The sequence below is a fragment of the Paenibacillus liaoningensis genome, assembly GCF_059609455.1.
In genome coordinates this window covers 66,241-88,026 of the sequence record NZ_JCAALU010000005.1, presented here as the reverse complement: position 1 = coordinate 88,026, position 21,786 = coordinate 66,241, and the positions used below count along the sequence as shown (strand labels likewise).

Genomic DNA, 21,786 nt, shown 5'->3' with positions numbered 1-21,786 from the left:
CTACACCTCGCGCTCGGACAATTTGGCGAGCAGCAGCTCGTGGCTCTGTTCGATTTCTTCCGGTGTACATGCCGCTTTTAGCTCATACACCTTCACAGGAGCTGCCGCGATAATAGGCAGGAAACGATCGAAATAGCTCATGTCGCCGCTGTGTATATACGGACACCAGTGATCCGACAATCCAACCGTCTCATGAATGTGAATGCCGACTACATGGTCCTTAATGGCTTCCATATCCCGCGCATTATCGTACAAGCCCATACGCTCCATCATCATGCCGTGGCCAAAATCATACCACAAGCCGACCGGTGCATCCTTCAGCCGGTCAAAAACCGATTTCGCCTCGCGCAGCGTCGGCATCTGATAGCAGCGCGAACGCGTTTCGATGCCAATCGATACGTCCCAGCCCTTAGCCGCGATCTGGTCGCAAATATCATCCAGACTATCGCCTATGCGCTGCAGGTAATGTTCCGACAACGATTCCCTGCGCTCCAGCATCTCGTTCCACAGCTTTAAGTAAGCAGAGGATTCCGGGCCTTGGTCGTGGTAAATTTTTTTGAGCTCGTTATCGATGTTATAGTCGAACGGCACCTCGCCCGGATGCACGACAACCGCCTTCGCTCCATAGCGATTCGCATATTCCGCCGAACGGATCAGCAGCTCGATTGCACGCTGCCGCTTTTCCTCGTCTTCAAAGCCGAGCAGCACAGAATCGGTACCATAGTCGGGGTCCGCAACATGCGGAAACGTATTATGGACGCTCGACACTCCAATTTCTCCCCGTTCAATCATGGGCTCAATCGTCGACAGCAGCTCCTGCGTGACGTTATAGTTCAGCTCAACGTAGCGAAAGCCGAGCTCCCGAATTTCATCGATCATGCTGCTGCCGACGTTGTGACGTTTAATATTCCAGCATGTCGAGAACGAATATTGGCCTTTGTCGTTTCCCATAAGCTCCTCCTGAAAGATAGATTCGGTTAACCTTTGACCGCACCGAGCATAACGCCACTAACGAAATACCGTTGAAGCCACGGATAGACAATCATAATTGGCACAGTTGCGAAAATAACGCTCGCCGCCTTCAAGCTTTCCGGCTGCAGCTTTGCCTGTCCATTTGCGCCTTCCATTACCAGCAGCTCGCTGACCATGTTGTTTTGAACCAGCTGATAAAGCTTCAATTGCAGCGGATACATCTCTGGACTCGTAATATACATGAGCGTATCCGTAAAACCGTTCCAGCGGCCTACTGCATAAAACAAGCTCAGCGTAGCAATAACGGGCAGCGACAGCGGCACGATAATGCTAACCAAAGTGCGGAGGTACGAGCTTCCGTCAATCTCCGCTGACTCCTCCAGCGAATCGGGAATATTTTGAAAAAACGTGATCAAAATAATCAAATAAAACGGACTAACGAGACCTGGCAGCATAAGCGCCCATATCGAGTCGAGCAAGCCCAAATTGCGTACGAGCATATACTCTGGAATAAGTCCGCCGCTGAAAAACATCGTAATGATAATAATGAACATCACCAGTTTGCGGCCTTTTAATTTCGTTTTAGCAAGCGGGTAAGCCGCCGCAATCGTCATTATCATGCACATGATTGTAAATAAAACCGTCAGCATAACGGTAAAACCGAGTGACCGGATCATCGACGCATCTGAAAATACCTTCTTGTAGGCATCCCAGTTGATTTCGACAGGAATAAGGCTGACCTCACCAGACATGATGGAACGTGTTGAGCTGAGCGAGATAGCGATTATATGAAGAAACGGAGCCAAACATAGCAGCACGAATAATAAAATGGCGATCGTATTGACAATATCAAATGATCGGCTGGCCTGTTGATCTCTCATGTCTTATCGCTCCTTTCCAATTTTCATAGAAAATAAAAGTTTATATTTTAAATAATGCTTTGGTCTGCCAGTTTTTTGGATAAGTAGTTGGCGCCTAAGACGAACACAAGTCCGACAACTGCCTGGAACAAGCCTACGACCGTAGCAAGCGTATATTGTCCAGATTCAATGCCGATACGGTATACGAAGGTGCTGAGCACGTCCGAATAATCACGTACAGCGGTATTTCCGATAATATAAGGACGTTCAAATCCGATGGCGATCATATTGCCCACGTTAATAATGAGAAGCGTAACAATCGTTGGTTTTAAGGATGGCAGCGTAATGCTCCAAATTTTTCTCAGTCTGCCTGCTCCGTCAACGTCAGCCGCCTCGAACAACTCCCTATTGATGCCTGTAAGAGCCGCCAAATAAATGATCGTCCCCCAGCCGGCACTTTGCCAAACTCCGACGATTAAATACGTAATTAACCAATCGCTTTTGTCCGTAAGAAAAGGAATCGCTTCAAAGCCTAACGAAGTTACGAAATTGTTAACCATACCGGATTGCGTACCAAACACTTGGTAGACGATCCCGCCGATAATAACCCACGAAATGAAATGCGGAATGTACAAAATCGTTTGCGAAATCTTTTTGAACCAAGCTGATTTGAGCTCATATAGCATAATGGCGATAAACAAAGGAGCCGGGAAAGAAAAAAGCAAATCCAAAAAATTAAGCATGAGCGTATTGCGCAGTGTCTTGTAAAAGTCCGACATGGCGAATACTTCCTTGAAAGCATCAAGCCCGATCCATTCAGAACCATTAATCCCTTGGAAAAAGTTAAAATCCTTAAACGCAATAATAATGCCGTACATCGGTCCGTATTTGAAAACCAAGAAATAGGTAACCGGTAAAATAAGCAGCATATATAATTGCCAGTATCTGCGTAAATACACGCGCATGTTCAATATTATCCACTCCTATCTGCTTACGATTAAGCCCGGAGACGGGACTTAAGAAATATCGATCGTCTCCGAGCTGCTTAATGCAGGCGTTATTTTTATTTCATGGCCTCATAAGCTTTTGTGCGTTCATCCAAAATCGCTTGACCGCCGTTTGCCATATAATCCTTCATGATCGATTCGAATGTGCTTTCGAATTGATCCGGCTTCACCATCGTTGCTTTAACGACAATTTCATTGAACTTGTCACGCAGCGCCGAACCATATTTGGCTTGGGCTTCGATCGGATGGTCGAACAAGACCGGCTTGATCGTATCAGATCTGGAAATCGTCAGTGCTTTGCGAGTCTCTTCTTGGAATTGCTCAGGCATGCCTAGTACATAAGCCTCTACGTTTTTCTCCGTATCACCCAACTGTTTGCCGTTGGAGATAATGGCCATGTCACCCCAGTTGTATACGCGATTTTTGATATCATCAGAAGCATCGGCTTTAGCTACCGGGATACCGTCTTGAAGATCATAGTTTTCGCCAGCTACACCATTTTGAATGTTAAGCAGGTTGTCTCCCGAAGCCATCCAATCCAGGTACTTAATTGCCTCTACTGCATTTTTGCTGCTTTTCGGGATCATAAGGTACAGACCAACTGGCGCATATTCCGGCTTCGGATGCTTGCCCTCGGAGTTCGAGTAAACATCAACAGAGGAAAGCTTAGCGTCAGGAATGTTCGTTTGCAGTGTCGAGTACAAACCATCTGGATAGAACGGGTTCATATCGTCTTCACTGAAGAAACCGACCAAGCCTTTAGCTGCGTCTTCGTTCAGCTTCTTCTTGTCTTCATCAAGGCTGAAGTCTTTGCTCATTAGCCCTTCATTGTAGAGCTTGTTCATGAATTGCAAAGCGTCTTTAAAGCCAGGAAGCAAGATCGGGAAATCATTGGATCCGAGCTGCTGTGTCAGCGTGTAGCGCTGTTCTTCAGTAACAGGCTGGATGAAGGACCACAGAAGCGGCTCATATTGAGCAGATGCTAGCGCCATTCCGAGCGGAATAACTTTGCCGCCAGTTTGACCCGGATCTTTTTCTTTAAACGCTTTCAAAGTCGTATAAAGCTCATCTGTCGTTTGCGGCACAGGCAGGCCTAGCTTGTCGAGCCAGTCTTGACGGACGAAAGATGAATATTTCCCTAAATGCGCACGTTTCGCTGGCAGTGCGAATTGCTGACCTTGATAATTACCATAAGCTAACGTATCATCGCCTAGAAATTTTTTGAGGTTCGGGCCGTATTGATCAAGCAGCTCGCCAAGGTCAGTCAAACCGCCTTGCTGCGCATAACGATAAAACGTACCCGAATCATAAGTGAATACGATATCCGGAACATCGCTTCCGCTCGCCATTAGAACGTTAAGCTTCTGTACTTCCTCTGACCGTGGAATCGGTACAAATTGCACGTCAACGTTATTTGGCTTCCCGAAGTTATCCTGAACATATGTCGTCAAATAGTTTTTTGTAATAGTCGAACCAGAAGGAGAATTGCCACGATCGAATACTTCCACCTTAAGTGTTACTGGCTTACCGGAGGCTGCTTCGCCACCTGTCGTTTTGTTTCCAGTTTCATTGTTGCTGCCGCATGCACCAAGAAGCATAGTACCTGCAAGCGTAAGTGCTAGCAAAACGCTGGTTTTCTTTTTCCCCTTCACAACTTTCATCATTTGATTCAACCCCTCTTTCTTTTTCGTTAATTTGTTTCCTGTACTCGATTATGAACCGAAGAATGAAGCATGTTTGAACGCGCTTTCAATCGTCGCTTGCAAACCGTGATTAGGAAGTGGCCTCAGTATGACACGGCTTGTAGTGCGCTTGCAATAAACCAGTTTCGGCGCGGCAAACCGTTAAGCCGAACCCTTGCCCAGCAAGGCTTTTGGCGATTAGAATAGATCATTTTCCCGACATAAACCGTTTTCCATCAACGCCGAAAAAGCCCGTCATAAAGCCATTTCCGCAGGTAAACTATATTCCGGCTAAACAAATAGAGCAGCAGTCCGAACATCTTTCCTTGTTCGGACTGCCGCTTCAACAAACAACTTTTCAATTCGCATACATGTGAAAGAACTAAAACCCTATTGCTTCGCACACCTTAGTTCAAAACAGAAGGCCGCATTTTGAGCTTTCGGAATTCGCCTGGCGTTACACCGGTTATCCGTTTGAATACCCGTCCGAAGGTGATCGAATTGGCGTAGCCAACCTGAAGAGCAATTCCTTGAACGGTCTCATCAGTATTCGCCAGCAGACGCTCAGCCTGCTGTATTCGAAGCTGCACAAGAAAATCGACGAACTTCATATCGTACTCCAGCTTAAACAGATAGCTTGCATACTTGCCCGATATTTGAAAGCGGTCACTCAAATGATTGAGCGAAAGGTCTGGATCGGCAAAGTTTTCCTGAATGTAGGCTCTCATATCCGTTATCATCGTCTTGTAGCTTTTCGTCTCGCTCATCGCCACATATGCATCGAATAGATCAGCCAAATACTCTAGCAGCTGATCCTTCATTTCTGCCAAAGTCGAGGCAGTCTTTAGCTTGGCAAGCAATACAGATGAGCGATCGCCTTCCAGAAATTCATTCAGTGATTCCGACAAATCCTTCAGCTCACGGCTGAGCATTTGCATAAATATTTGCATGAGCGAATGAATATCTTCATCCTTGAGCGTATCCGTATTGAGCCGCTTGAATAATTGCTCAAACGTATTGCGCCAGCTCTCATTCGTCTGCCTAAATTCCTGCACACAATCGGTACACATTTGAATGTAATGAAACGTACCGTACTGTTTGCCCTGCGGAATATCGCCGCTGAACGTAACCGCCTCGCGTCCGATGCAGAGCTGATATTCCATACCGGAGAGGGCATCGCGGTAAGATTGTCCGATACGGCTCCATTCGTCAACGATTGAACCAATTCCAATCGACAGCATGAAACGCAAATGCTCGCCTACCCACTGCTGTGCAACGATTGCAGAAGTTCGAAGCTGATCCAGCATTCGGGATTCGTCATCCGAAACCGCAAACACAAAGGCGATGAGATCCGGCGCCAGCCATTCTCCCCAGCCCTGCAAGCCTTCGTTGTGAGCCAGCTCTTGCATAACATTGCCGAGCGCAAATTTCAGAACATTTTGCTCGTTAAGCGTGTTTTCAGACTGAAAATCGTCATAACGGTTGAGCTTCACAACCATTACGGCATACCGTCCGGCGCTCGGCAGCAAATCCAGCTTACGCATCCGCTCATTAGTTTGCCCATTTTGTTCCCCGCTAATAAGCTCATTAAAAAGCTGTCTGCGCTGAAGCATCACACTTTCACGCTGCTTCTTTTCGTGATCCAACGACTGCACAATTAAATTTTCAAGCGCACGGTCAATCATCGTCAGATCATCTGTCAAAACCGCTCCCCCGTCGCCGCTCCGCAGCTGCAGCGCCTGAATACGATTCATCATTAACCGGATCGGCTTGTAGTTTCGGCGCGTTACCCAAATGATATAGATAATAGCCGCTACGAATGTCAAAATAGCCATAACGACCCATGCATAGGATACGACCGATACCCAGCCGAGCAAATGACCGTCCTGAATCCCACTCTCGAAAGTCCAGCCAAGAGAGTCCGAAGTGACTGTCGTCAGAATGCTGCCGCCTCCTGATTCATCTGAGCCATTGTTGACGGGATAAATAGGCTTATTAGCTCCATCGGTAATTCGCATGAATGAAACCTGATGGCTTGTCATGCTGCCGATCATTTGTTCAACTGCATACAAATCGACATTAATGACCAATATGCCTTCCTTTCCGAACGGGAACGGCGTCCGCTTATGCATCGTAATGACCCTGACGGGCTTTAGCCGGTCATATTCCCGATACTCCCGGCTTGCCGACCATCCTTGGTAATCAAGATTTTTTTTCGCTTGCTGAATAAAATCACGATCGCCAAAATCCGGCAGCTCGGTCTGCCCGCTCGCTGTAAGCACCATATCGTCGGATTCCCTATAAAGATAGGCCGATTCGATAAAGTCGTTTTCTTCTACAAGTGAACGCAAACTATGAACGACGCCGTATCTGTCGCTCGTTTCGGAGGAGCCGTTTAAAAACGCAGTGTAGCTTTTATTTTTGACGGCTTCGTTCATCGCGTTAAACTCCGCTCCACGTATAGCGCGTTCGACGCTTTCCACCACATAGCCGGTGGTGATGTTGTCTGCCTTGGCAGTCTCGGACCGTGATATCTCATTAAGTGCAATGAACGATAAAAAAATAATCATTGACACCGTAAGCACCAAAATTGGAAAATATGATACAAGCAACCGGAAGTACCAGTTGTTTAGCTTAAGCATGTTAAACCCCCTACAATGACAATAATTTTTGTAAGCGTTACCATTTCAACGCAATTAGAACAAGTTAAGCGGTATACTTTGTTAATCTATTGTAGCACAGCCCCTCTAGAATCGAAACACTTCATGACAGCCAAAATAGTGGTTATCGTATAGCCTCAGGAAAAGATGTTCATCGAGTTGGCTCATGCTCGTCGTCTCACCAAAAAGAGGAGCAGCGGCTGACGAAACGTCGACCACTGCTCCTCTCGGTCATTAAGGTCACGATGTGTGGTTAATTATAGCCTCAATTACCTTATCCCATTCGCCATAATGAATTTCATGCCCCGAGCCCTCCAAAGTTAACAGGATTGAGTCAGATATCACAGCAGCAAGTGAAACTCCATGTTCATATGGAATAATCGGGTCCTCAGTGCCATGTATAATGAGCGCAGGGACATCGATTTCAGCCGTTCTGGACAGATAGGAAAAATCACCTGTCAACACGCCATGATTGTTTATACTCGCCATATTGCTGCTTCTTTCTACCTCTAGTTTAGCCAATTCATAAATGCGATCCTCATCAAGTGGATGCTTGGAGCCCGCTAAAACTTTCCACTTGCTGACTGCAAAAGCAATCACCGCTTCATCATTAGACCAGTCGATCTCTTCGGAATTAGCGAAAAACTGCGCGACCTTCTCTTCCATTGGAGGAAGACCCTCTGCAAAATTGGACGTTGCAATAAGCGAGACGGTTAGCACTCGTTCGCGATGGCGCAGAGCGAGAATTTGCGTTAGCATGCCTCCCATCGACATCCCGACAATATGTGCTTGCTTTATGCTGTAAGCATCAAGAATACCAACCGCATCATCCGTCATATCTTCAAACGTATACTCTGGCTGACCAAGCTCATAAACGGTAGAACGCCCAACGTCACGGTTATCATAACGAATAACAAAACGTCCAGCCGCTGCAAGACGCTGACAAAATTCATCTTCCCACCATACCATTGATGCTTGGGCTCCCATAATGAGTAATAGAGCTGGATCAGCGGGATCTCCAAAGCTTTCCGTACATATTTTAACACCGTTTATACTTAACAGCTGTTCACTCATCGTCTCATTCCTCCATTACTAAAAATATAAAAAAACACAGGCCAGCTGCCTGTGCTTTCAGTAATCGAGAATAGGAGCAGCGGCAGACGAATCGTCAGTCACTACTCGCATATAACTAAATAAGGTTACCATGAGGTAAACCATTCTTCGATTACTTCGCACAGAACATAGCCGTAACACGTCTATTCCATTCGTTGTGCAGAGCCAAAAATCGAAAAATTAGTTTAACACACGTAACCCTCCCGTTCCTATAGATTGGGGTTATTTTACCATGCGCATTTTTTATCTGTCAAATGATAAGCACTGCTGGGCTTCTCGGATTGTATGGTTAAGTTATATTGTGCAAAGCGTTAACAGCCTCTTGTTTGTCTCGTAAAAATAGTACCTGCTTGCCGTTATTGCATTCATAAATAAAATCCTTCAAGCTTTTGCTGTCATAAGTATCAAAATCTCCAACGATGGCCAGCTTCACCTTGTAGTTCACATATTTCTGCAAAATCTCTCCAGCCAGCTTAGTTTTGAGCTCGAAGAAATCCTCCGTTATGTTTGCTTTTTGAAGGATGATTTTATGGCATTCGTGATTGTAATTAACAGAAGCCATTAAATCCAGCGCATCCTGAACATCGCGGATGATCACGTCAGAGCTTTCTATAACGGCAACCTTGGAACTGTCTTGTTGGTCGATTGTTATGTTCATTTTTCATTCGCCTCCCCTATTTAGTGTAACACCACCTTCCTTCAAAAAAAAGCTAAACGTCCACGCTTGACTTGGTTAGCCCTTCTGTCTTTTGGCATCGATTGTTTTCTTGTATAATGATAATCAATCGGATGACTGAGAATACATGCTTTTACAGAGGGAGGATATATATGCACCATTCATCGCCATCCATAGATCGAAGAATCCACAAGTCGAAGGCAGCTCTAAAGCAGGCGCTGCTCGAAAACATGCTCCGTAAATCGTTCGAGGATATTTCCATTACCGATATCGTGAAGGCTGCCGATTTGAATCGTGGCACGTTTTATAAACATTATGCGATCAAAGAAGAGCTGCTTGATGATATTTTGGCCGATGTGATGACTGATCTTATCCAGTCCTACCGTTCTCCATATTTGCATTATCAAAATTTCGACATACAGAGCTTAAGTGCTTCAGCCATCAAAATTTTTGATCACGTGCTTGCCAATGCTACTGTTTATACATTATTGGTAACAACGAGCATTTTGGCGAACTTCCGCAACACCGTTTACGAAACGCTCAAAAGGTTGTATTTGGATGATGTTACTGAAATGTCTCCAAACCCGAAAATTGATAAAGAGCTGCTTGCCTGTTATCAGGCTAATGCTGTCTTTGGCCTCATTGCCGAATGGGTGCAGAGCCATTTTAAATACAGCTCCTCTTATATGGCAGAGCAGTTATTAGAATTTACGCGATTAAACCGCTCTCATGAAGTTTACCGTTCGAATCTCGGCCAAGCCTAGACTCTGGCCGCCTGCATTGGGGCAATAAACAGATGCCTAAACATCCGGCAAAATAAAAAAAAGAGCCCGGCCATCGCCAGAAGCTCTTATCATTCTATTCCTTGTTAGTTGCTGATCCAACCGCCATCGACAGGCAGTTCTATACCCGTTACGAACTTGGATTCGTCCGAAGCCAAATACAAGTACGCATAGGCAATATCCAGCGATTCGCCGGCATGTGGAGGCAAAGGCGCCAGGTTCTTGTAATGCTCGCCCATTTCAACCTGCGATTTAATGCCAGCTTTCTCGACCATCCCCGTAAATACCGCTCCCGGATGAACGGAATTGACACGAATGTTATCTTTGGCAAACCATTGTGCCGTATGTTTAGTCAGTGAGCGTACCGCACCTTTGGATGCACTGTATGCCGCACCCTGCGCATCAGCAATTCCGCCGATAATCGCTGCAATGGACGACGTATTCACAATCGACCCTCGTCCATTTTTTTGCATATGCGGAATGACTGCTTTCATGCCAAGCCATACGCCTGAAGTGTTAATGGACATCACTTTATCCCAATCCGCCAGTTCAGCTTCCAAAACGCCCTTGGCGATATGAATGCCTGCATTGTTAACGAGAATATCGATTTTTCCGTATTTGGTAATCGTTGCTTCTACAACCGCGTTCCACGATTCTGGACTGGATACGTCCAGCTTCAATGCGATTGCATCTCCGCCATTTTCCACAATTTCGCTCACTTTAGCCTGCAGCACGTCCTCGGCTACATCCGTTACGACAACCTTTGCACCTTCTTTGGCAAATAATTGTGCTCCAGCAAGCCCCATGCCGCTGTAATAATGGCTACTTTACCTGTCAATCTACCCATTCTGATCATCCTTTCTATCTGACAACTATAGTATAAGGAGGATTTAGAGCGTTCTCAATCGGCAAATGAAAGCGCTTTTGTACGTTTAGCAACGGATTAAAACCGTTCTGTATGATAATCTTTAATAACGAACAAATGAGGGCCAAAGTGTTGATCTTTTTAAAAAATAGTCCTGTCCATGACCGCTTAAGGAGTCCAGCAACAAAAATAAAAAGCGCCCGGAATTCCGGACGCCATTCATTTATAATCTACTTTATTCTATTGCTTGTGATGCGAAACGGCCTTTAGCCTCGCGGGTTTTAGAAAGAAGCCTGCTTGACTGGGTCCCGTTCACTGCCCAGATCAAGCGTCCGTGCAGTTGAAGTATGAATTTCGCTTATAAGCTCTGGATTGTTCAACAGCTGCACGCCATATGAAGGAATCATTTCTTTAATTTTCGGTTCCCATGCTTTCATATGCTGCGGGAAGCATTTCCCCATCAGCTCAAGCATAACGGAAACAGCGGTTGAAGCACCCGGAGATGCGCCGAGCAAGGCAGCTATCGAGCCATCAGCGGCATTAATGACTTCCGTACCAAACTGCAGCGTTCCTTTGCCGGCAGCTGTATCTTTAATGACTTGCACACGCTGGCCAGCTATTACTAGCTCCCAATCTTCGCTTTTGGCGTTCGGGACAAATTGGCGTAAAGCTTCCATGCGCTGTTCTTTCGATTGCATAACTTCCTTGATCAAATATTGGGTCAATGACATATTTTTCACGCCTGCTGCCATCATCGTGACCAAATTATCCGTTTTTACGGAAGCTAGCAAGTCCATCATCGAGCCGTTTTTCAAAAACTTTGGCGAGAAACCGGCAAAGGGTCCAAAAAACAACGATTCCTTCTTGTCGATAAATCTAGTGTCCAGATGGGGAACCGACATCGGTGGCGCGCCAACTGGAGCTTGACCGTAAACTTTTGCATGATGCTGCGCGACAATTTCCGGTTTTTTACACACCATAAATATGCCGCTTACCGGGAATCCTCCAATGCCTCTTCCTTCAGGAATACCGGATTTTTGCAGTAAATGCAGGCTTCCGCCCCCGCCGCCGATAAAGACGAATTTCGCATTCCGGCGCTCAACAGAGCCATTATCTACATTGCGTACTTTCAATTCCCACGAGCCGTCGCCAGCACGTTTAATATCATCCACATTATGCTTGTATTTGATATCGACATTTTTACTCTTCAAGTGGGTAAACAACATGCGCGTTAAAGCGCCAAAGTTAACATCCGTACCGGATTCAATTCTTGTAGCCGCTATAGGCCCATTCAAGGTCCGGTCCTTCATAATAAGCGGAATCCATTCCAGCAGCTTACCCGGATCTTCGGAATACTCCATTCCTTCAAACAGAGGATTGTTAGACAACGCTTCAAAACGCTTCTTCAAAAACGTTACATCTTTATCCCCTTGTACTAAGCTCATATGAGGCAATGGCGTAATAAAATCCCGCGGATTGCGGATTAAATTGCTGTCCACAAGATAAGACCAAAACTGCTTGGAAACCTGATACTCTTCATTTACTTTTATAGCTTTGCTAATGTCTACGGAGCCGTCTGCTTTCTCGACGGTGTAGTTAAGCTCGCACAAGGAAGAATGCCCTGTTCCTGCATTATTCCATTCATTAGAGCTTTCTTCTCCTGCGCTTGCAAGCCGCTCAATTACTGTGATTTCCCAGTCCGGTACTAATTCCTTCAGCAGTGACCCCAAAGTCGCACTCATAATACCGGCACCAATTAAGATAACGTCTGTTTTGGTTTGTCTGTTGCTCATTTCTACCGTCCTTACACTAATATTTGAAGAAAAAATGTAGGCTTTCCTGCCTGCTTAGACTGCTATGCGGGCTAATCAAACACCTTTTCTGATTCACGTATTTCCTGATCAAAGTTAGCCTTATTATTAAAGTGTTAAGATATTTACTATTATAAAGCCTTTACAATTCATTCACAAGAATAGGGAATAGGTTACAATCCTATCGCCTCGTTGCTATATCGTCAGTTTTGGATATCCGATCATCCCCAATAAGTTTTACTCTCAAACAACTTGAAAAAAAAAGCGATTTCAACAGCAAAAATCAGCCTGAGAGCAGAAAACATACATTCTCAGGGGAGAAAGGAATATCAAACTTCATTTGAACATTACTACTATCATATCACAAAAGTCACTCCCTGTTAGCACTGATTTTGAACATGGCTGTAACGTTGCAAAACGAACCTTTGTTGATGCTTAAGGTGCGGCTTCCTGCATGAATGCCCTCCGACTTGATTAGGCTTTCCGTAGCTCTGTCTTTCGTTGGCGTGCATCCCGGTAAGCATATCTCCGATACGCTCAAATAATTGGTTAATCATTAGTCTGATTTAGGTATTTTAGACAAGCTGTAATTCTTCTATAAATGAACGAAGTGTATTCGTTAATAACGAATCTTTTCGACGAATAAATACAGTCGTAACTATCGCGAAAGAGAAAACTTCGATACCGAAAAATTAGTATCGTTTTAATCATACTCGCAAGCATGATTTTTGGAGTCATCTATCTATTATTCAGCCGAGTTACCGACGAGATTAGGGGCGATTTATACCCGATTTCTCAGAAACAAGACTCCATGCAAGGTCTCAGTATAAATTCATCTCGAACGCCGGATGAAGTTCCTGTTTCTCATAAAGTGGTATACCTCACGTTTGATGATGGGCCAAGCAAATATACAAATGAGATTCTGGATATTCTAAAAGAGTATCAGGCGAGAGCAACTTTCTTCATGATTGGAACACAGTTGGATGGGCACAAGAACGAAGTTCAGCGAATTGTCATCGAAGGCAGCTATCCTGGACTACATAGTATGTCGCATGACTTCAACATATTATATAAGAGTGGTAGTTCAACTCATTTTATTGAGGAATTTCAAAGAGAACAGCAGTTAGTGGAAGACATTGTAGGTTTCGCCCCGAATCTGATTCGAGCCCCATATGGGAGTGAGCCACAGATCGATGAAGAGTTTCGCGGGGACATATCCGCATCCGGTTTTCGAATGTGGGATTGGACCGTGGATTCTATGGATTGGAGTTCCTCCAAGAGGCGGGCTATGAGTTTAACGTGTACGATCCCAACAATCCCTTTATAGCCAATTTTAGCGGTGACTCACGTTTGTAATGAACAAGTTAATGCTAATTGAACAAACAGAGGCCTATTAAAAAATAAGCAACCGCCAACAGCAGCTCCATAATAGAGCCGCTATGGCGGTTACTTTTTTAAAATATAGGAAAGTATATGATTTTGCCATACTTTCTCTATATTTCTCGAACTGAAACGCCGCGCGCCGCCAGAGGACGGCGAGAGCCGTTTCACCTTGATCCACAATACAAAGGCTAGCGGTTCATCCAACCGCCATCTACGCAGAGGACGTGGCCGTTCATATAGTTTGATGCAGCGGAGGCGAGGAAAATCGCCGGCCCCATCATGTCTTCGGATTCGCCCCAGCGAGCGGCTGGGATACGGTCGAGAATTTGCTTGCTGCGTACCGGGTCCTCGCGAAGCGCCTCGGTGTTGTCCGTGCTCATGTAGCCCGGAGCAATCGCGTTCACCTGCACATTTTTTGAAGCCCACTCGTTGCCAAGCGCCTTGGTCAAACCAGCAACCGCATGCTTGCTCGCAGTGTAGCCTGGCACATTGATGCCTCCTTGGAAGGACAGCATCGACGCGATGTTGATGATTTTGCCTGAGCCCTGCTCAATCATATGGCGGCCAGCCAGCTGGCTGAGCACATAGACCGAGTTCAGATTGACGTCAAGCACCGCTTGCCAATCCTCAAAGCTGTGATCAGCTGCAGGCGTGCGGCGGATAATGCCCGCGTTATTGACCAAGATGTCGAGGCGTCCAAGTCCTGCCAGCGTCTGATCGATAATGCCCGGCAGCAGGCTGCGGTCAGATACGTCCGCTTGAATCGATACCGTTTTGCGGCCAAGCGCCTGAATTTCCTTCTCTACGTCTGCAGGAGGCGTGCTGTTCGTAACCAGCGCAATATCTGCTCCCGCTCTCGCCAAGCCTATAGCAATCGCCGCGCCCAGACCACGTCCGGCGCCTGTCACAATCGCAGTTTTTCCTGTTAAATCGAAAAAGCTCATCTTTACACCATCCTTATCTATCCTTCAAAATCAGGCCTTTTCAATTCGCACGCCCTGCTGCTCGTATTTGGCAGCGACAGCCGGATCAATGTGCGAATCGGTAATGATCGTATGGACATCCTTCAATTCGGCAAACGTAAGCAGCGCACCCTTGTCGAACTTGCTGTGGTCAGCTACGCAATAAATATCGCGCGAGCATTCCATATAAACCTGCTTGAGCTTGGCCAGCTCCTCGGTGAAAATCGTCAGCCCATACTCCAGATGAATACCCGTCGTCGATAAAAACAGCTTATGAACATTCAGCCGCTTGACCCACTCCTGCCAATCCGTACCGATGAGCAAATTTTGAAAACGGTATCCGCCCGGAATGACGAGGCGGATCTGTTCCTTCGCCGTCAGCTCGCGAATAATAAGCAAGTCGTTGGTCAGTACAGTCAGCGGCATGTTTTTGAGCCGCCGCGCGATTTCAAGCGTCGTGCTGCCAGCATCCAGCGCGATAATATCATTTTCAGCAATATGGGTTAACGCCTGCTCGGCGATTGCCACCTTCTCTTGCTGATGCTTGCTGTTCGGATATTGCAAAGGGAATAAGCTCTCATCATCTGGAGGAAGCACCGCTCCCCCATGCATGCGCTTGAGCAGTCCCTTCTCCTCCAGCCGCTCCAAATCCTCGCGTACCGTCTTTTCCGTCACCTTGAAACGCTCGCTCAGCTCGGATACTTTGACGCTGCCCTTCTCCTCCAGCTGAATAATAATTTGTCGATGACGTTCAGCGGCAAGCATGTTACTTAAGCTCTTCCATTTTCACAGCATCCATATCCGTGAACGTGTAGTTCTCGCCTGCCATCGACCAGCAGAACGTATAGTTGCTAGTGCCTACGCCCGAGTGGATTGACCATGGCGGCGAAATAATCGCCTGCTCATTGGCAACGACCAGATGTCTCGTCTCCGAAGGCTCGCCCATCATATGGAATACGCGTGCATCTTGGTTCACATCGAAGTAGAGGTAAGCTTCCATACGACGGTCATGCACGTGCGAAGGCATCGTGTTCCAAACGCTTCCTGTTTTGAGGCTTGTTACGCCCAGCATTAATTGACAGCTTTGAATGCCATCGCCATGGATATACTTGTACAATACGCGCTCGTTGGATGTTTCCAGGGAACCCAGGTGAGTCGGATTCGCTTCTTCCATCGTCATTTTGCGAGTCGGATATTCCGCATGCGCCAGTGCTGAACAGAAATACAGCTTCGCTGGATTCGCTTTGTCCTTGCTTGCCAGCTGCACATCGCGCTTGCCTTTACCTACATATAAAACATCAAGACGGCTAAGCTCGTACGACTCGCCATCAACCGTAATAACAGCATCGCCGCCAATATTCAGGAAGCCAATTTCGCGGCGCTCCAGAAAATATTCAGTTTTCAGCGTATCTCCCGCTTCGAGTGCCAGCTTCTCGTTCACAGGGAACGCGCCGCCAACAACCATGCGGTCATAGTGCGTGTAAACCGAAGTAAGGCGATCCTGCTCAAACAGGCTTTCGATCAAAAATTCTTGACGAAGACGCTCCGTCGTATATTGCTTAACATCCGTTGGGTTAGTGGTGTGGCGAATTTCCATAGTAATTGTTCCTCCTCAAGGATAATAAAATAAATGGGGTCAGGCGCACCTGAATAGGTTTGAAAATGTTCGTTTTAATAATAACACACTTTTTCAAACTTAAACAATACAAATTACCGTATTCTTCGTTTATATCTATTTGCGGGGGCGCAGCCATACTATTCAAAAACGCCCTTTTTTATGTTAGGGTATATATCATCAAAGATCGCCTATAGGAGCGGAGCGAGTTGCATGCATGCTTTATTTCGCAATGAAAAAATACAAATGGTCGGCATCGCGCTTGCAACAGCTATAGGCGCCGAATTTAGAATTACACCATTTAGCGGGGATTTTTACCGCATTGGCCTCGGCGTCAGCATCTTTTTATTTTTTCTGCTGCAATTTCGCCATCTTTCGTTTGTGAAAACAGGCTTTCTGGCCGGCATTGCCGCTGTCATTTTCCAATCTGTGGAGTGGCTGATCTACACGAATTCCACATCCATTTTGGCGAGCCTGCAAAATAATGCTCCCGCCGCCCTTTACTATACCTTCTTTGCCTGGTGTATCGGCAAGCTGCTCGGACGTACCAAGGAAATTCAGCCGCTGGCGCTGGGCGCATTCGTTACGCTTGTGGATTTTTCCTCCAATTTGCTGGAGCTTTTGTTTCGAAATATTTTTCTCGGCACGGCGCCCTATCACTTCAATGAACTGGCTCTGCTGCTCATTACGGCCGTCATACGCAGCTATTTTGTCATCGGGCTTTACAACAGCATGGCCATCCAGCAGTTCAAGATGCTCCATGCCGAGCAGGAGAAACGTATGGAGCAAATGCTGAATGTCGGTTCCAGCTTGTATGGAGAAGCATTTTACCTGCGGAAATCGATGGATAATATAGAAGGCATTACAGCGAGCAGCTTCGAGCTGTACGACAAGCTGCGGCAGGAGCAGCCCGAGCTTGGCAAGCAGGCGCTCGTCGTCACCCAGCAAATTCATGAGGTTAAAAAAGATACACAGCGTATTCTCGCCGGGCTGCTGAAGCTGTTCCATAATGAGACGCTTACCCAGATGAGTCTTGAAGAGGTTGTGCATTATGTGAGGAAAGGCAATGTGGAATATAGCGAAATGCTGGGGAAAAGGATTGTTATCAAGCAGCAGGTGGCGCTAGATCTGATTACGCCTCATTATATTGCGCTGCTCACGATTCTGAACAACTTGGTGGCAAATGCCGTTGAAGCCATTGAATATAGCGGCTCCATTGACATTGAAATCAGCCAGCACAGCGGCAAGCTGATCATGATCGTTGCCGATTCCGGCAAAGGCATACCGCCTGAGGAGTCCGAGCTTGTGTTCGAGCCGGGCTTTACGACCAAATTTGATCAAACGGGAATTGCAGCCACCGGCATTGGATTGTCCCATGTGCGAGATATTATTTGTTCATTTAAGGGTTCGATTCGTGCAGAGCAGCTGGATGATAGGCCGGGCACCGCTTTTATCGCCGAGTTGTCGCTTGCTGCGCTAAACCATCCGGATACAACGCCAAACTTGAAGGAGGCCCTCCATGTCCATTAGCTTCGTAATCGTAGATGATGATGCCGTCAGCAGACGGATGCTGCACAATATAATAGAGCAATCTGGCTTAGGCGAAGTATTGGGTACAGCTGGAGGGGGAGTCGAGGCCGTAATGCTTATCGATGAGCTAAAGCCCGATGTTGTGCTGATCGATCTGCTCATGCCCGATCAGGACGGCATTACGACGATCGACCAGCTCCGGGCTATCCGCTACAGCGGCAAATTTATTATGATCTCGCAAATCGATAACAAAGATATGGTTGGAAAAGCCTATCGCAGCGGCATTGAATTTTTCATCCATAAGCCCATCAATCGCGTTGAAGTGCAAGCTGTTCTACATAAGATGAATGAAAGCTGGAAATATGAGCGTTATGTAACGGAAATGAAGCAGTCGCTCGCCAAGCTCGATATGATTGAGCGCCCGCCAGCCGTACAGGAGCGCAGCATCCGCGAAGCTGCCCGCCACATTTTAATGGACATGGGCATTATTAGTGAAGCCGGAAGCCGTGATATGATTGCCGCCGTCGAACATTTGGCCGCGCAGCCGCAGCCAGCTGCTTTCCCTTCATTAAAGGGATTATATGAGGCCGTGGCGCGTACTAGCAAGCAAAGCCAAAGCGACATTGACAAGGAAAGCAAAGCCATAGAGCAGCGAATGCGCCGCGCTGTCATGACGGCGCTAACGAATATCGCCTCTATCGGGCTGACGGATTACAGCAATCCGAAGTTCGAGCATTATGCCCCGTTATATTTTGACTTTAAGGATGTCCGGCTCAAAATGAAAATGATGGACGAGGAAGCTGCGCCCGATAAAGGCAAAGTCAACATCAAGAAGTTTCTTCAAGTGTTCTTTATGGAAGCGATGGAAAAAATAAAGCAAGCGTAAGCGGTCAGGCTACCCCTTTTTTATCCAAAAAGAATAGGGAAAGCCGATAAGAGACCAATAGCAGCAAACAGCTCACCGCTAGAAGGACTGCACTCCCTACAGCTGGAAAATTTAGCGTATTCGCGCTGCTGGACACACCTCCCAAAGCCAAGAGAAAAGTCACAGGCAGGGCAACCGCTACCATGCCGACTAGTTGACTTGCTCTAAAACCAAACCAGTAATAGATCGGATAATAAAGCGAAGCATAAACAGCAATAATGAAAAAAATGATTGGAATAAAAGAAGCTGCATACACCATTTCCCTTCCTACTATTGTTATATTGATGGCGTATACGGAAACGCTCGCGACAATTCCTATGAGTGCAAATAAAAGGACAGCTGCATATTTCGCCTGCACGATCGATTTACTGCTGACAGGCAGGCTGGCAATGACGATCATGCTTTTATTTTTGGCATCCAAGGTAGCGGAAAAGGTCATGAGCATAATAGCAGAAAGCGCAGCTACCAAAATGAAGGAAGCATAGTTATACAGCATGAAGCCGAATAAATACAAATAGAGCAGCACAAACAAAAAGTAATAGCGCAAAATAAATAAATCCTTACGTAACAGCAGCAGCAGCATGGCCTTTTTCCCCCTTAGCGGTAAAATACATAATATCCTCCAGCGCAGGCCGGCTAAGCTGCGCACCACCACCCACCATGGCAGCTATTTCATGGCCCCTATCTGTCAGCCCCTCGAATCCGACCAGCGATTTCCGAATGCCGATAAAAGCCGCTTTGACGCCTGGAGCTTCAAGCAAGCTTGATGGTCCTTTCACAAGCACATACCGCTCCTGAATTTGCTCCTTCGACTCGTTAAAGACCAGCCTGCCGCGATGTAGAAACGCTATATAATCCGCAACCCGGTCCAGATCGGTCGTAATATGGGTCGAAAATAAGATCGACTTCCGCTCATCCAGCATGATTTCGGCCAATAAATCCAGCAGCTCGCGCCTAAAAACCGGATCAAGCCCCGCTGTCGGCTCATCCATAATGAGCAGATCCGCCTGATGGGATAGTGCGAAGGCTAGAGCCAGCTTCATTTTCATCCCCTTGGAAAGACTGCGTATTTTCATTTTGGGCGACAGCTCAAAGCGCTCAAGCAACCGGGAAAAAGCGTGATCGTCCCATTTTTTATAAAACGGGGCAATAATATTTTTCATCGACTGGATCGATAAATGCTCGTAATAATGGCATTCATCGGATACGAAGCCGATACGCTGCTTTATTTCCGCCTCCTTCAAGCTTTGAGACTGTCCAAAAATCGTGATTTCCCCCTTATCCGGCCGGGTAATGCCCATAATCATTTTAATTAATGTCGTTTTGCCTGCTCCATTCGGGCCAATCAGCCCGGTTATGTACCCCTGCTTGAATGTGCTGGACAGGGGCTCGATGCCGAACATTTTATACTGCTTGGATATTTCGGTCAGTTTAATGATGTCGCTCATGTGTCCAAATCTCCTTCCTCATATAGCAGCTGCATATGCTGCTGAATTTCACTCAGGCTCAAGCAGAGCGCCTTCCCCTCCTTAATGACCGCCAGCATTTGCTGCTCCAGCAGCTTCATTCGCTGCTCTCTAACAAAATCGGCGTTTATGCCGGTTACGAATGAGCCTTTGCCAACGACAGAGTCAATAAGCCCTTCCTTCTCCAATTCCTCATAAGCCCGCTTCGTCGTAATGACGCTGATCTGCAAATCCTTAGCTAGCTGCCTAATGGAGGGCAGCGATTGTCCTGAGCCAAGTTTCCCGCTTAAAATCTGATTGCGAATTTGCTGGGTAATTTGAACATAGATCGGATCATTCGAAGCGTTGGATAAAATAATGTTCATTTCCATCACCATGCTTAGCTGTTTAATGTATATATAGTATATATACACTATATGATCCGTATATGTCAATAACGCTTGGCTATACTAAGCTTCGAGCAAATTTGGGGTCTTTTTCTGTTTTAGCGAATAGCTGCTCCCACTTGCGTAACCTTATCTGACAGAGTTTATGGCGAAATCGTAAATGTAAAACGCTTACAAATATCTCCGACGTTATTTTCTGTCGGATTTTATTATTTTTTATAGTCGGATCTTTAAAATAGGTGGCAGAAGGTCAATAAGTCTAACATTAATGGAAATGGGGTTTTCATTTATGAAGAAAATCGGATCACTTTTAATTACCGGCCTGCTTGCTCTTACCCTTAGCGCATGCGGCAGCAGCAACGAAAAAACACCATCCGCTTCGGACGGCACGGGTTCTTCGAATGAGGTTGTGACGTACACCATTGGAACTGACGCTACATTCCCTCCTTTCGAATACCAGCAGGATGGCAAATATGTCGGCATCGACATCGATATCATCAATGCCATTGGGGAGCTGGAAGGCTTTAAGGTTGATTTGAAGCCTATGAACTTTAAAGGCATTATCCCGGCGATTTCTGCCAAACAGCTCGACGCTGCCATTGCCGGCATCAGTATTACGGATGAGCGCAAGCAGGTTGTGAACCTGTCCGATACGTATTTCGAAGCAGGCTTGTCGCTGGTCGTACGTTCGGATAATGACACGATTACGAAGCCAGAGGATTTGAAAGGCAAAGTCATTGCGATTAAAAAAGGGACGGCAGGCTCTAAAAAAGCCGAGGAATTAGCGAAGGAATACAACATTACCCTCAATTATTTTGACGATAGTCCGGCGATGTTCCAAGAGGTTGTAAACAAAAATGCCGATGCTACCATTGAAGATTACCCCGTTATCTCTTATAAACTGGCGGTTGATCCAAACGCCAATTTGAAAATCGTTGGCGAAAGGCTGACTGGCGACCATTATGGCATCGCAGTGAGCAAAGACAACGAAGAACTGCTGCAAAAAATCAATGACGGCATCAAGAAGCTGAAGGAAAGCGGCAAATACGATGAAATCATTAACAAATATATAGGAACGTCTGCAAAATAAA

The 21,786-nt window shown here is 46.3% G+C and carries 20 protein-coding genes; 5 read left to right on the top strand and 15 right to left on the bottom strand.

Going from position 1 to position 21,786, the window contains the following annotated elements:
• From AC6B99_RS08245 to AC6B99_RS08215, 7 genes are all read right to left on the bottom strand, one after another.
• Entirely contained in the window at positions 1–951 is a 951-nt protein-coding gene (locus AC6B99_RS08245; protein WP_496663168.1) for a sugar phosphate isomerase/epimerase family protein, read from the bottom strand.
• A gap of 26 nt (positions 952–977) precedes the next feature.
• Positions 978–1,853, bottom strand: coding sequence for a carbohydrate ABC transporter permease (locus tag AC6B99_RS08240; protein ID WP_056043392.1), 876 nt, complete (start codon positions 1,851–1,853; stop codon positions 978–980).
• Positions 1,854–1,900: 47 nt separating this feature from the next.
• Positions 1,901–2,797, bottom strand: a complete 897-nt coding sequence (locus tag AC6B99_RS08235) for an ABC transporter permease (RefSeq protein ID WP_056044036.1) — start codon at positions 2,795–2,797, stop codon at positions 1,901–1,903.
• Positions 2,798–2,895: 98 nt separating this feature from the next.
• A complete protein-coding gene (locus tag AC6B99_RS08230) occupies positions 2,896–4,500 on the bottom strand; it encodes an extracellular solute-binding protein (RefSeq protein WP_442952570.1) in 1,605 nt (534 codons plus the stop codon).
• A gap of 428 nt (positions 4,501–4,928) precedes the next feature.
• Complete coding sequence (locus AC6B99_RS08225; protein WP_496663167.1) at positions 4,929–7,163, bottom strand: helix-turn-helix domain-containing protein; 2,235 nt, start codon at positions 7,161–7,163, stop codon at positions 4,929–4,931.
• Between the two features lie 258 nt (positions 7,164–7,421).
• On the bottom strand, positions 7,422–8,255 hold the full coding sequence (gene mle, locus AC6B99_RS08220) for an alpha/beta fold macrolide esterase (protein WP_496663166.1): 834 nt from the start codon (positions 8,253–8,255) through the stop codon (positions 7,422–7,424).
• 328 nt (positions 8,256–8,583) lie between these two features.
• Complete coding sequence (locus AC6B99_RS08215; RefSeq protein WP_056043380.1) at positions 8,584–8,952, bottom strand: DUF4180 domain-containing protein; 369 nt, start codon at positions 8,950–8,952, stop codon at positions 8,584–8,586.
• 170 nt (positions 8,953–9,122) lie between these two features.
• On the opposite strand from AC6B99_RS08215, the gene AC6B99_RS08210 reads away from it, so the two are divergent.
• Complete coding sequence (locus AC6B99_RS08210) at positions 9,123–9,734, top strand: TetR/AcrR family transcriptional regulator (protein ID WP_056043378.1); 612 nt, start codon at positions 9,123–9,125, stop codon at positions 9,732–9,734.
• Between the two features lie 104 nt (positions 9,735–9,838).
• On the opposite strand, the gene AC6B99_RS08205 is transcribed toward AC6B99_RS08210, so the two are convergent.
• On the bottom strand, positions 9,839–10,558 hold the full coding sequence (locus AC6B99_RS08205) for an SDR family NAD(P)-dependent oxidoreductase (RefSeq protein WP_496663165.1): 720 nt from the start codon (positions 10,556–10,558) through the stop codon (positions 9,839–9,841).
• Between the two features lie 340 nt (positions 10,559–10,898).
• A complete protein-coding gene (locus tag AC6B99_RS08200; protein ID WP_268795485.1) occupies positions 10,899–12,431 on the bottom strand; it encodes a malate:quinone oxidoreductase in 1,533 nt (510 codons plus the stop codon).
• Between the two features lie 718 nt (positions 12,432–13,149).
• On the opposite strand from AC6B99_RS08200, the gene AC6B99_RS08195 reads away from it, so the two are divergent.
• A complete protein-coding gene (locus tag AC6B99_RS08195) occupies positions 13,150–13,755 on the top strand; it encodes a polysaccharide deacetylase family protein (protein WP_496663164.1) in 606 nt (201 codons plus the stop codon).
• A gap of 244 nt (positions 13,756–13,999) precedes the next feature.
• Here AC6B99_RS08195 and kduD read toward each other — a convergent pair whose 3' ends face one another.
• From kduD to kduI, 3 genes are read right to left on the bottom strand one after another with little or no spacing between them, the layout of a single operon-like run.
• Entirely contained in the window at positions 14,000–14,755 is a 756-nt protein-coding gene (gene kduD, locus AC6B99_RS08190; RefSeq protein WP_056043364.1) for a 2-dehydro-3-deoxy-D-gluconate 5-dehydrogenase KduD, read from the bottom strand.
• A gap of 30 nt (positions 14,756–14,785) precedes the next feature.
• Complete coding sequence (locus tag AC6B99_RS08185) at positions 14,786–15,538, bottom strand: DeoR family transcriptional regulator (protein WP_494878550.1); 753 nt, start codon at positions 15,536–15,538, stop codon at positions 14,786–14,788.
• Position 15,539: 1 nt separating this feature from the next.
• Complete coding sequence (kduI, locus tag AC6B99_RS08180; RefSeq protein WP_056043359.1) at positions 15,540–16,370, bottom strand: 5-dehydro-4-deoxy-D-glucuronate isomerase; 831 nt, start codon at positions 16,368–16,370, stop codon at positions 15,540–15,542.
• A gap of 231 nt (positions 16,371–16,601) precedes the next feature.
• Between kduI and AC6B99_RS08175 the strand changes: the two genes are divergently transcribed.
• Positions 16,602–17,918, top strand: a complete 1,317-nt coding sequence (locus AC6B99_RS08175; protein ID WP_496663163.1) for an ATP-binding protein — start codon at positions 16,602–16,604, stop codon at positions 17,916–17,918.
• Positions 17,908–18,804 carry a response regulator gene (locus AC6B99_RS08170; RefSeq protein ID WP_496663162.1) on the top strand — a complete coding sequence of 299 codons (897 nt, stop codon included), beginning with the start codon at positions 17,908–17,910 and terminating at the stop codon, positions 18,802–18,804. Before AC6B99_RS08175 ends, AC6B99_RS08170 begins: the two co-directional genes overlap by 11 nt.
• A 4-nt stretch (positions 18,805–18,808) precedes the next feature.
• Here the strand turns inward: AC6B99_RS08170 and AC6B99_RS08165 are convergent, their stop codons facing one another.
• From AC6B99_RS08165 to AC6B99_RS08155, 3 genes are read right to left on the bottom strand one after another with little or no spacing between them, the layout of a single operon-like run.
• Positions 18,809–19,426, bottom strand: a complete 618-nt coding sequence (locus AC6B99_RS08165) for an ABC-2 transporter permease (RefSeq protein WP_496663161.1) — start codon at positions 19,424–19,426, stop codon at positions 18,809–18,811.
• The gene (locus AC6B99_RS08160; protein ID WP_496663160.1) at positions 19,404–20,291 is read right to left on the bottom strand and encodes an ABC transporter ATP-binding protein; all 888 of its coding nucleotides are present in this window, start codon (positions 20,289–20,291) and stop codon (positions 19,404–19,406) included. The genes AC6B99_RS08165 and AC6B99_RS08160 overlap by 23 nt, the downstream gene beginning before the upstream one ends.
• Positions 20,288–20,674, bottom strand: a complete 387-nt coding sequence (locus tag AC6B99_RS08155; RefSeq protein WP_494857764.1) for a GntR family transcriptional regulator — start codon at positions 20,672–20,674, stop codon at positions 20,288–20,290. The genes AC6B99_RS08160 and AC6B99_RS08155 overlap by 4 nt, the downstream gene beginning before the upstream one ends.
• Before the next feature lie 310 nt (positions 20,675–20,984).
• On the opposite strand from AC6B99_RS08155, the gene AC6B99_RS08150 reads away from it, so the two are divergent.
• On the top strand, positions 20,985–21,785 hold the full coding sequence (locus tag AC6B99_RS08150; RefSeq protein ID WP_056044031.1) for a transporter substrate-binding domain-containing protein: 801 nt from the start codon (positions 20,985–20,987) through the stop codon (positions 21,783–21,785).
• Position 21,786 lies beyond the last annotated feature (1 nt).

Excerpts from the sequence above, each read along its gene's own strand:
- AC6B99_RS08240 (WP_056043392.1), bottom strand. The coding sequence starts at position 1,853 with ATGAGAGATCAACAGGCCAGCCGATCATTTGATATTGTCAATACGATC.
- AC6B99_RS08170 (WP_496663162.1), top strand. The coding sequence starts at position 17,908 with ATGTCCATTAGCTTCGTAATCGTAGATGATGATGCCGTCAGCAGACGG.
- kduI (WP_056043359.1), bottom strand. The coding sequence starts at position 16,370 with ATGGAAATTCGCCACACCACTAACCCAACGGATGTTAAGCAATATACG.
- AC6B99_RS08155 (WP_494857764.1), bottom strand. The coding sequence starts at position 20,674 with ATGAACATTATTTTATCCAACGCTTCGAATGATCCGATCTATGTTCAA.
- AC6B99_RS08215 (WP_056043380.1), bottom strand. The coding sequence starts at position 8,952 with ATGAACATAACAATCGACCAACAAGACAGTTCCAAGGTTGCCGTTATA.
- AC6B99_RS08165 (WP_496663161.1), bottom strand. The coding sequence starts at position 19,426 with ATGCTGCTGCTGCTGTTACGTAAGGATTTATTTATTTTGCGCTATTAC.
- AC6B99_RS08185 (WP_494878550.1), bottom strand. The coding sequence starts at position 15,538 with ATGCTTGCCGCTGAACGTCATCGACAAATTATTATTCAGCTGGAGGAG.
- kduD (WP_056043364.1), bottom strand. The coding sequence starts at position 14,755 with ATGAGCTTTTTCGATTTAACAGGAAAAACTGCGATTGTGACAGGCGCC.
- AC6B99_RS08150 (WP_056044031.1), top strand. The coding sequence starts at position 20,985 with ATGAAGAAAATCGGATCACTTTTAATTACCGGCCTGCTTGCTCTTACC.
- mle (WP_496663166.1), bottom strand. The coding sequence starts at position 8,255 with ATGAGTGAACAGCTGTTAAGTATAAACGGTGTTAAAATATGTACGGAA.
- AC6B99_RS08205 (WP_496663165.1), bottom strand. The coding sequence starts at position 10,558 with ATGGGGCTTGCTGGAGCACAATTATTTGCCAAAGAAGGTGCAAAGGTT.
- AC6B99_RS08225 (WP_496663167.1), bottom strand. The coding sequence starts at position 7,163 with ATGCTTAAGCTAAACAACTGGTACTTCCGGTTGCTTGTATCATATTTT.
- AC6B99_RS08230 (WP_442952570.1), bottom strand. The coding sequence starts at position 4,500 with ATGAAAGTTGTGAAGGGGAAAAAGAAAACCAGCGTTTTGCTAGCACTT.
- AC6B99_RS08235 (WP_056044036.1), bottom strand. The coding sequence starts at position 2,797 with ATGCGCGTGTATTTACGCAGATACTGGCAATTATATATGCTGCTTATT.
- AC6B99_RS08210 (WP_056043378.1), top strand. The coding sequence starts at position 9,123 with ATGCACCATTCATCGCCATCCATAGATCGAAGAATCCACAAGTCGAAG.
- AC6B99_RS08175 (WP_496663163.1), top strand. The coding sequence starts at position 16,602 with ATGCATGCTTTATTTCGCAATGAAAAAATACAAATGGTCGGCATCGCG.
- AC6B99_RS08245 (WP_496663168.1), bottom strand. The coding sequence starts at position 951 with ATGGGAAACGACAAAGGCCAATATTCGTTCTCGACATGCTGGAATATT.
- AC6B99_RS08160 (WP_496663160.1), bottom strand. The coding sequence starts at position 20,291 with ATGAGCGACATCATTAAACTGACCGAAATATCCAAGCAGTATAAAATG.
- AC6B99_RS08195 (WP_496663164.1), top strand. The coding sequence starts at position 13,150 with ATGATTTTTGGAGTCATCTATCTATTATTCAGCCGAGTTACCGACGAG.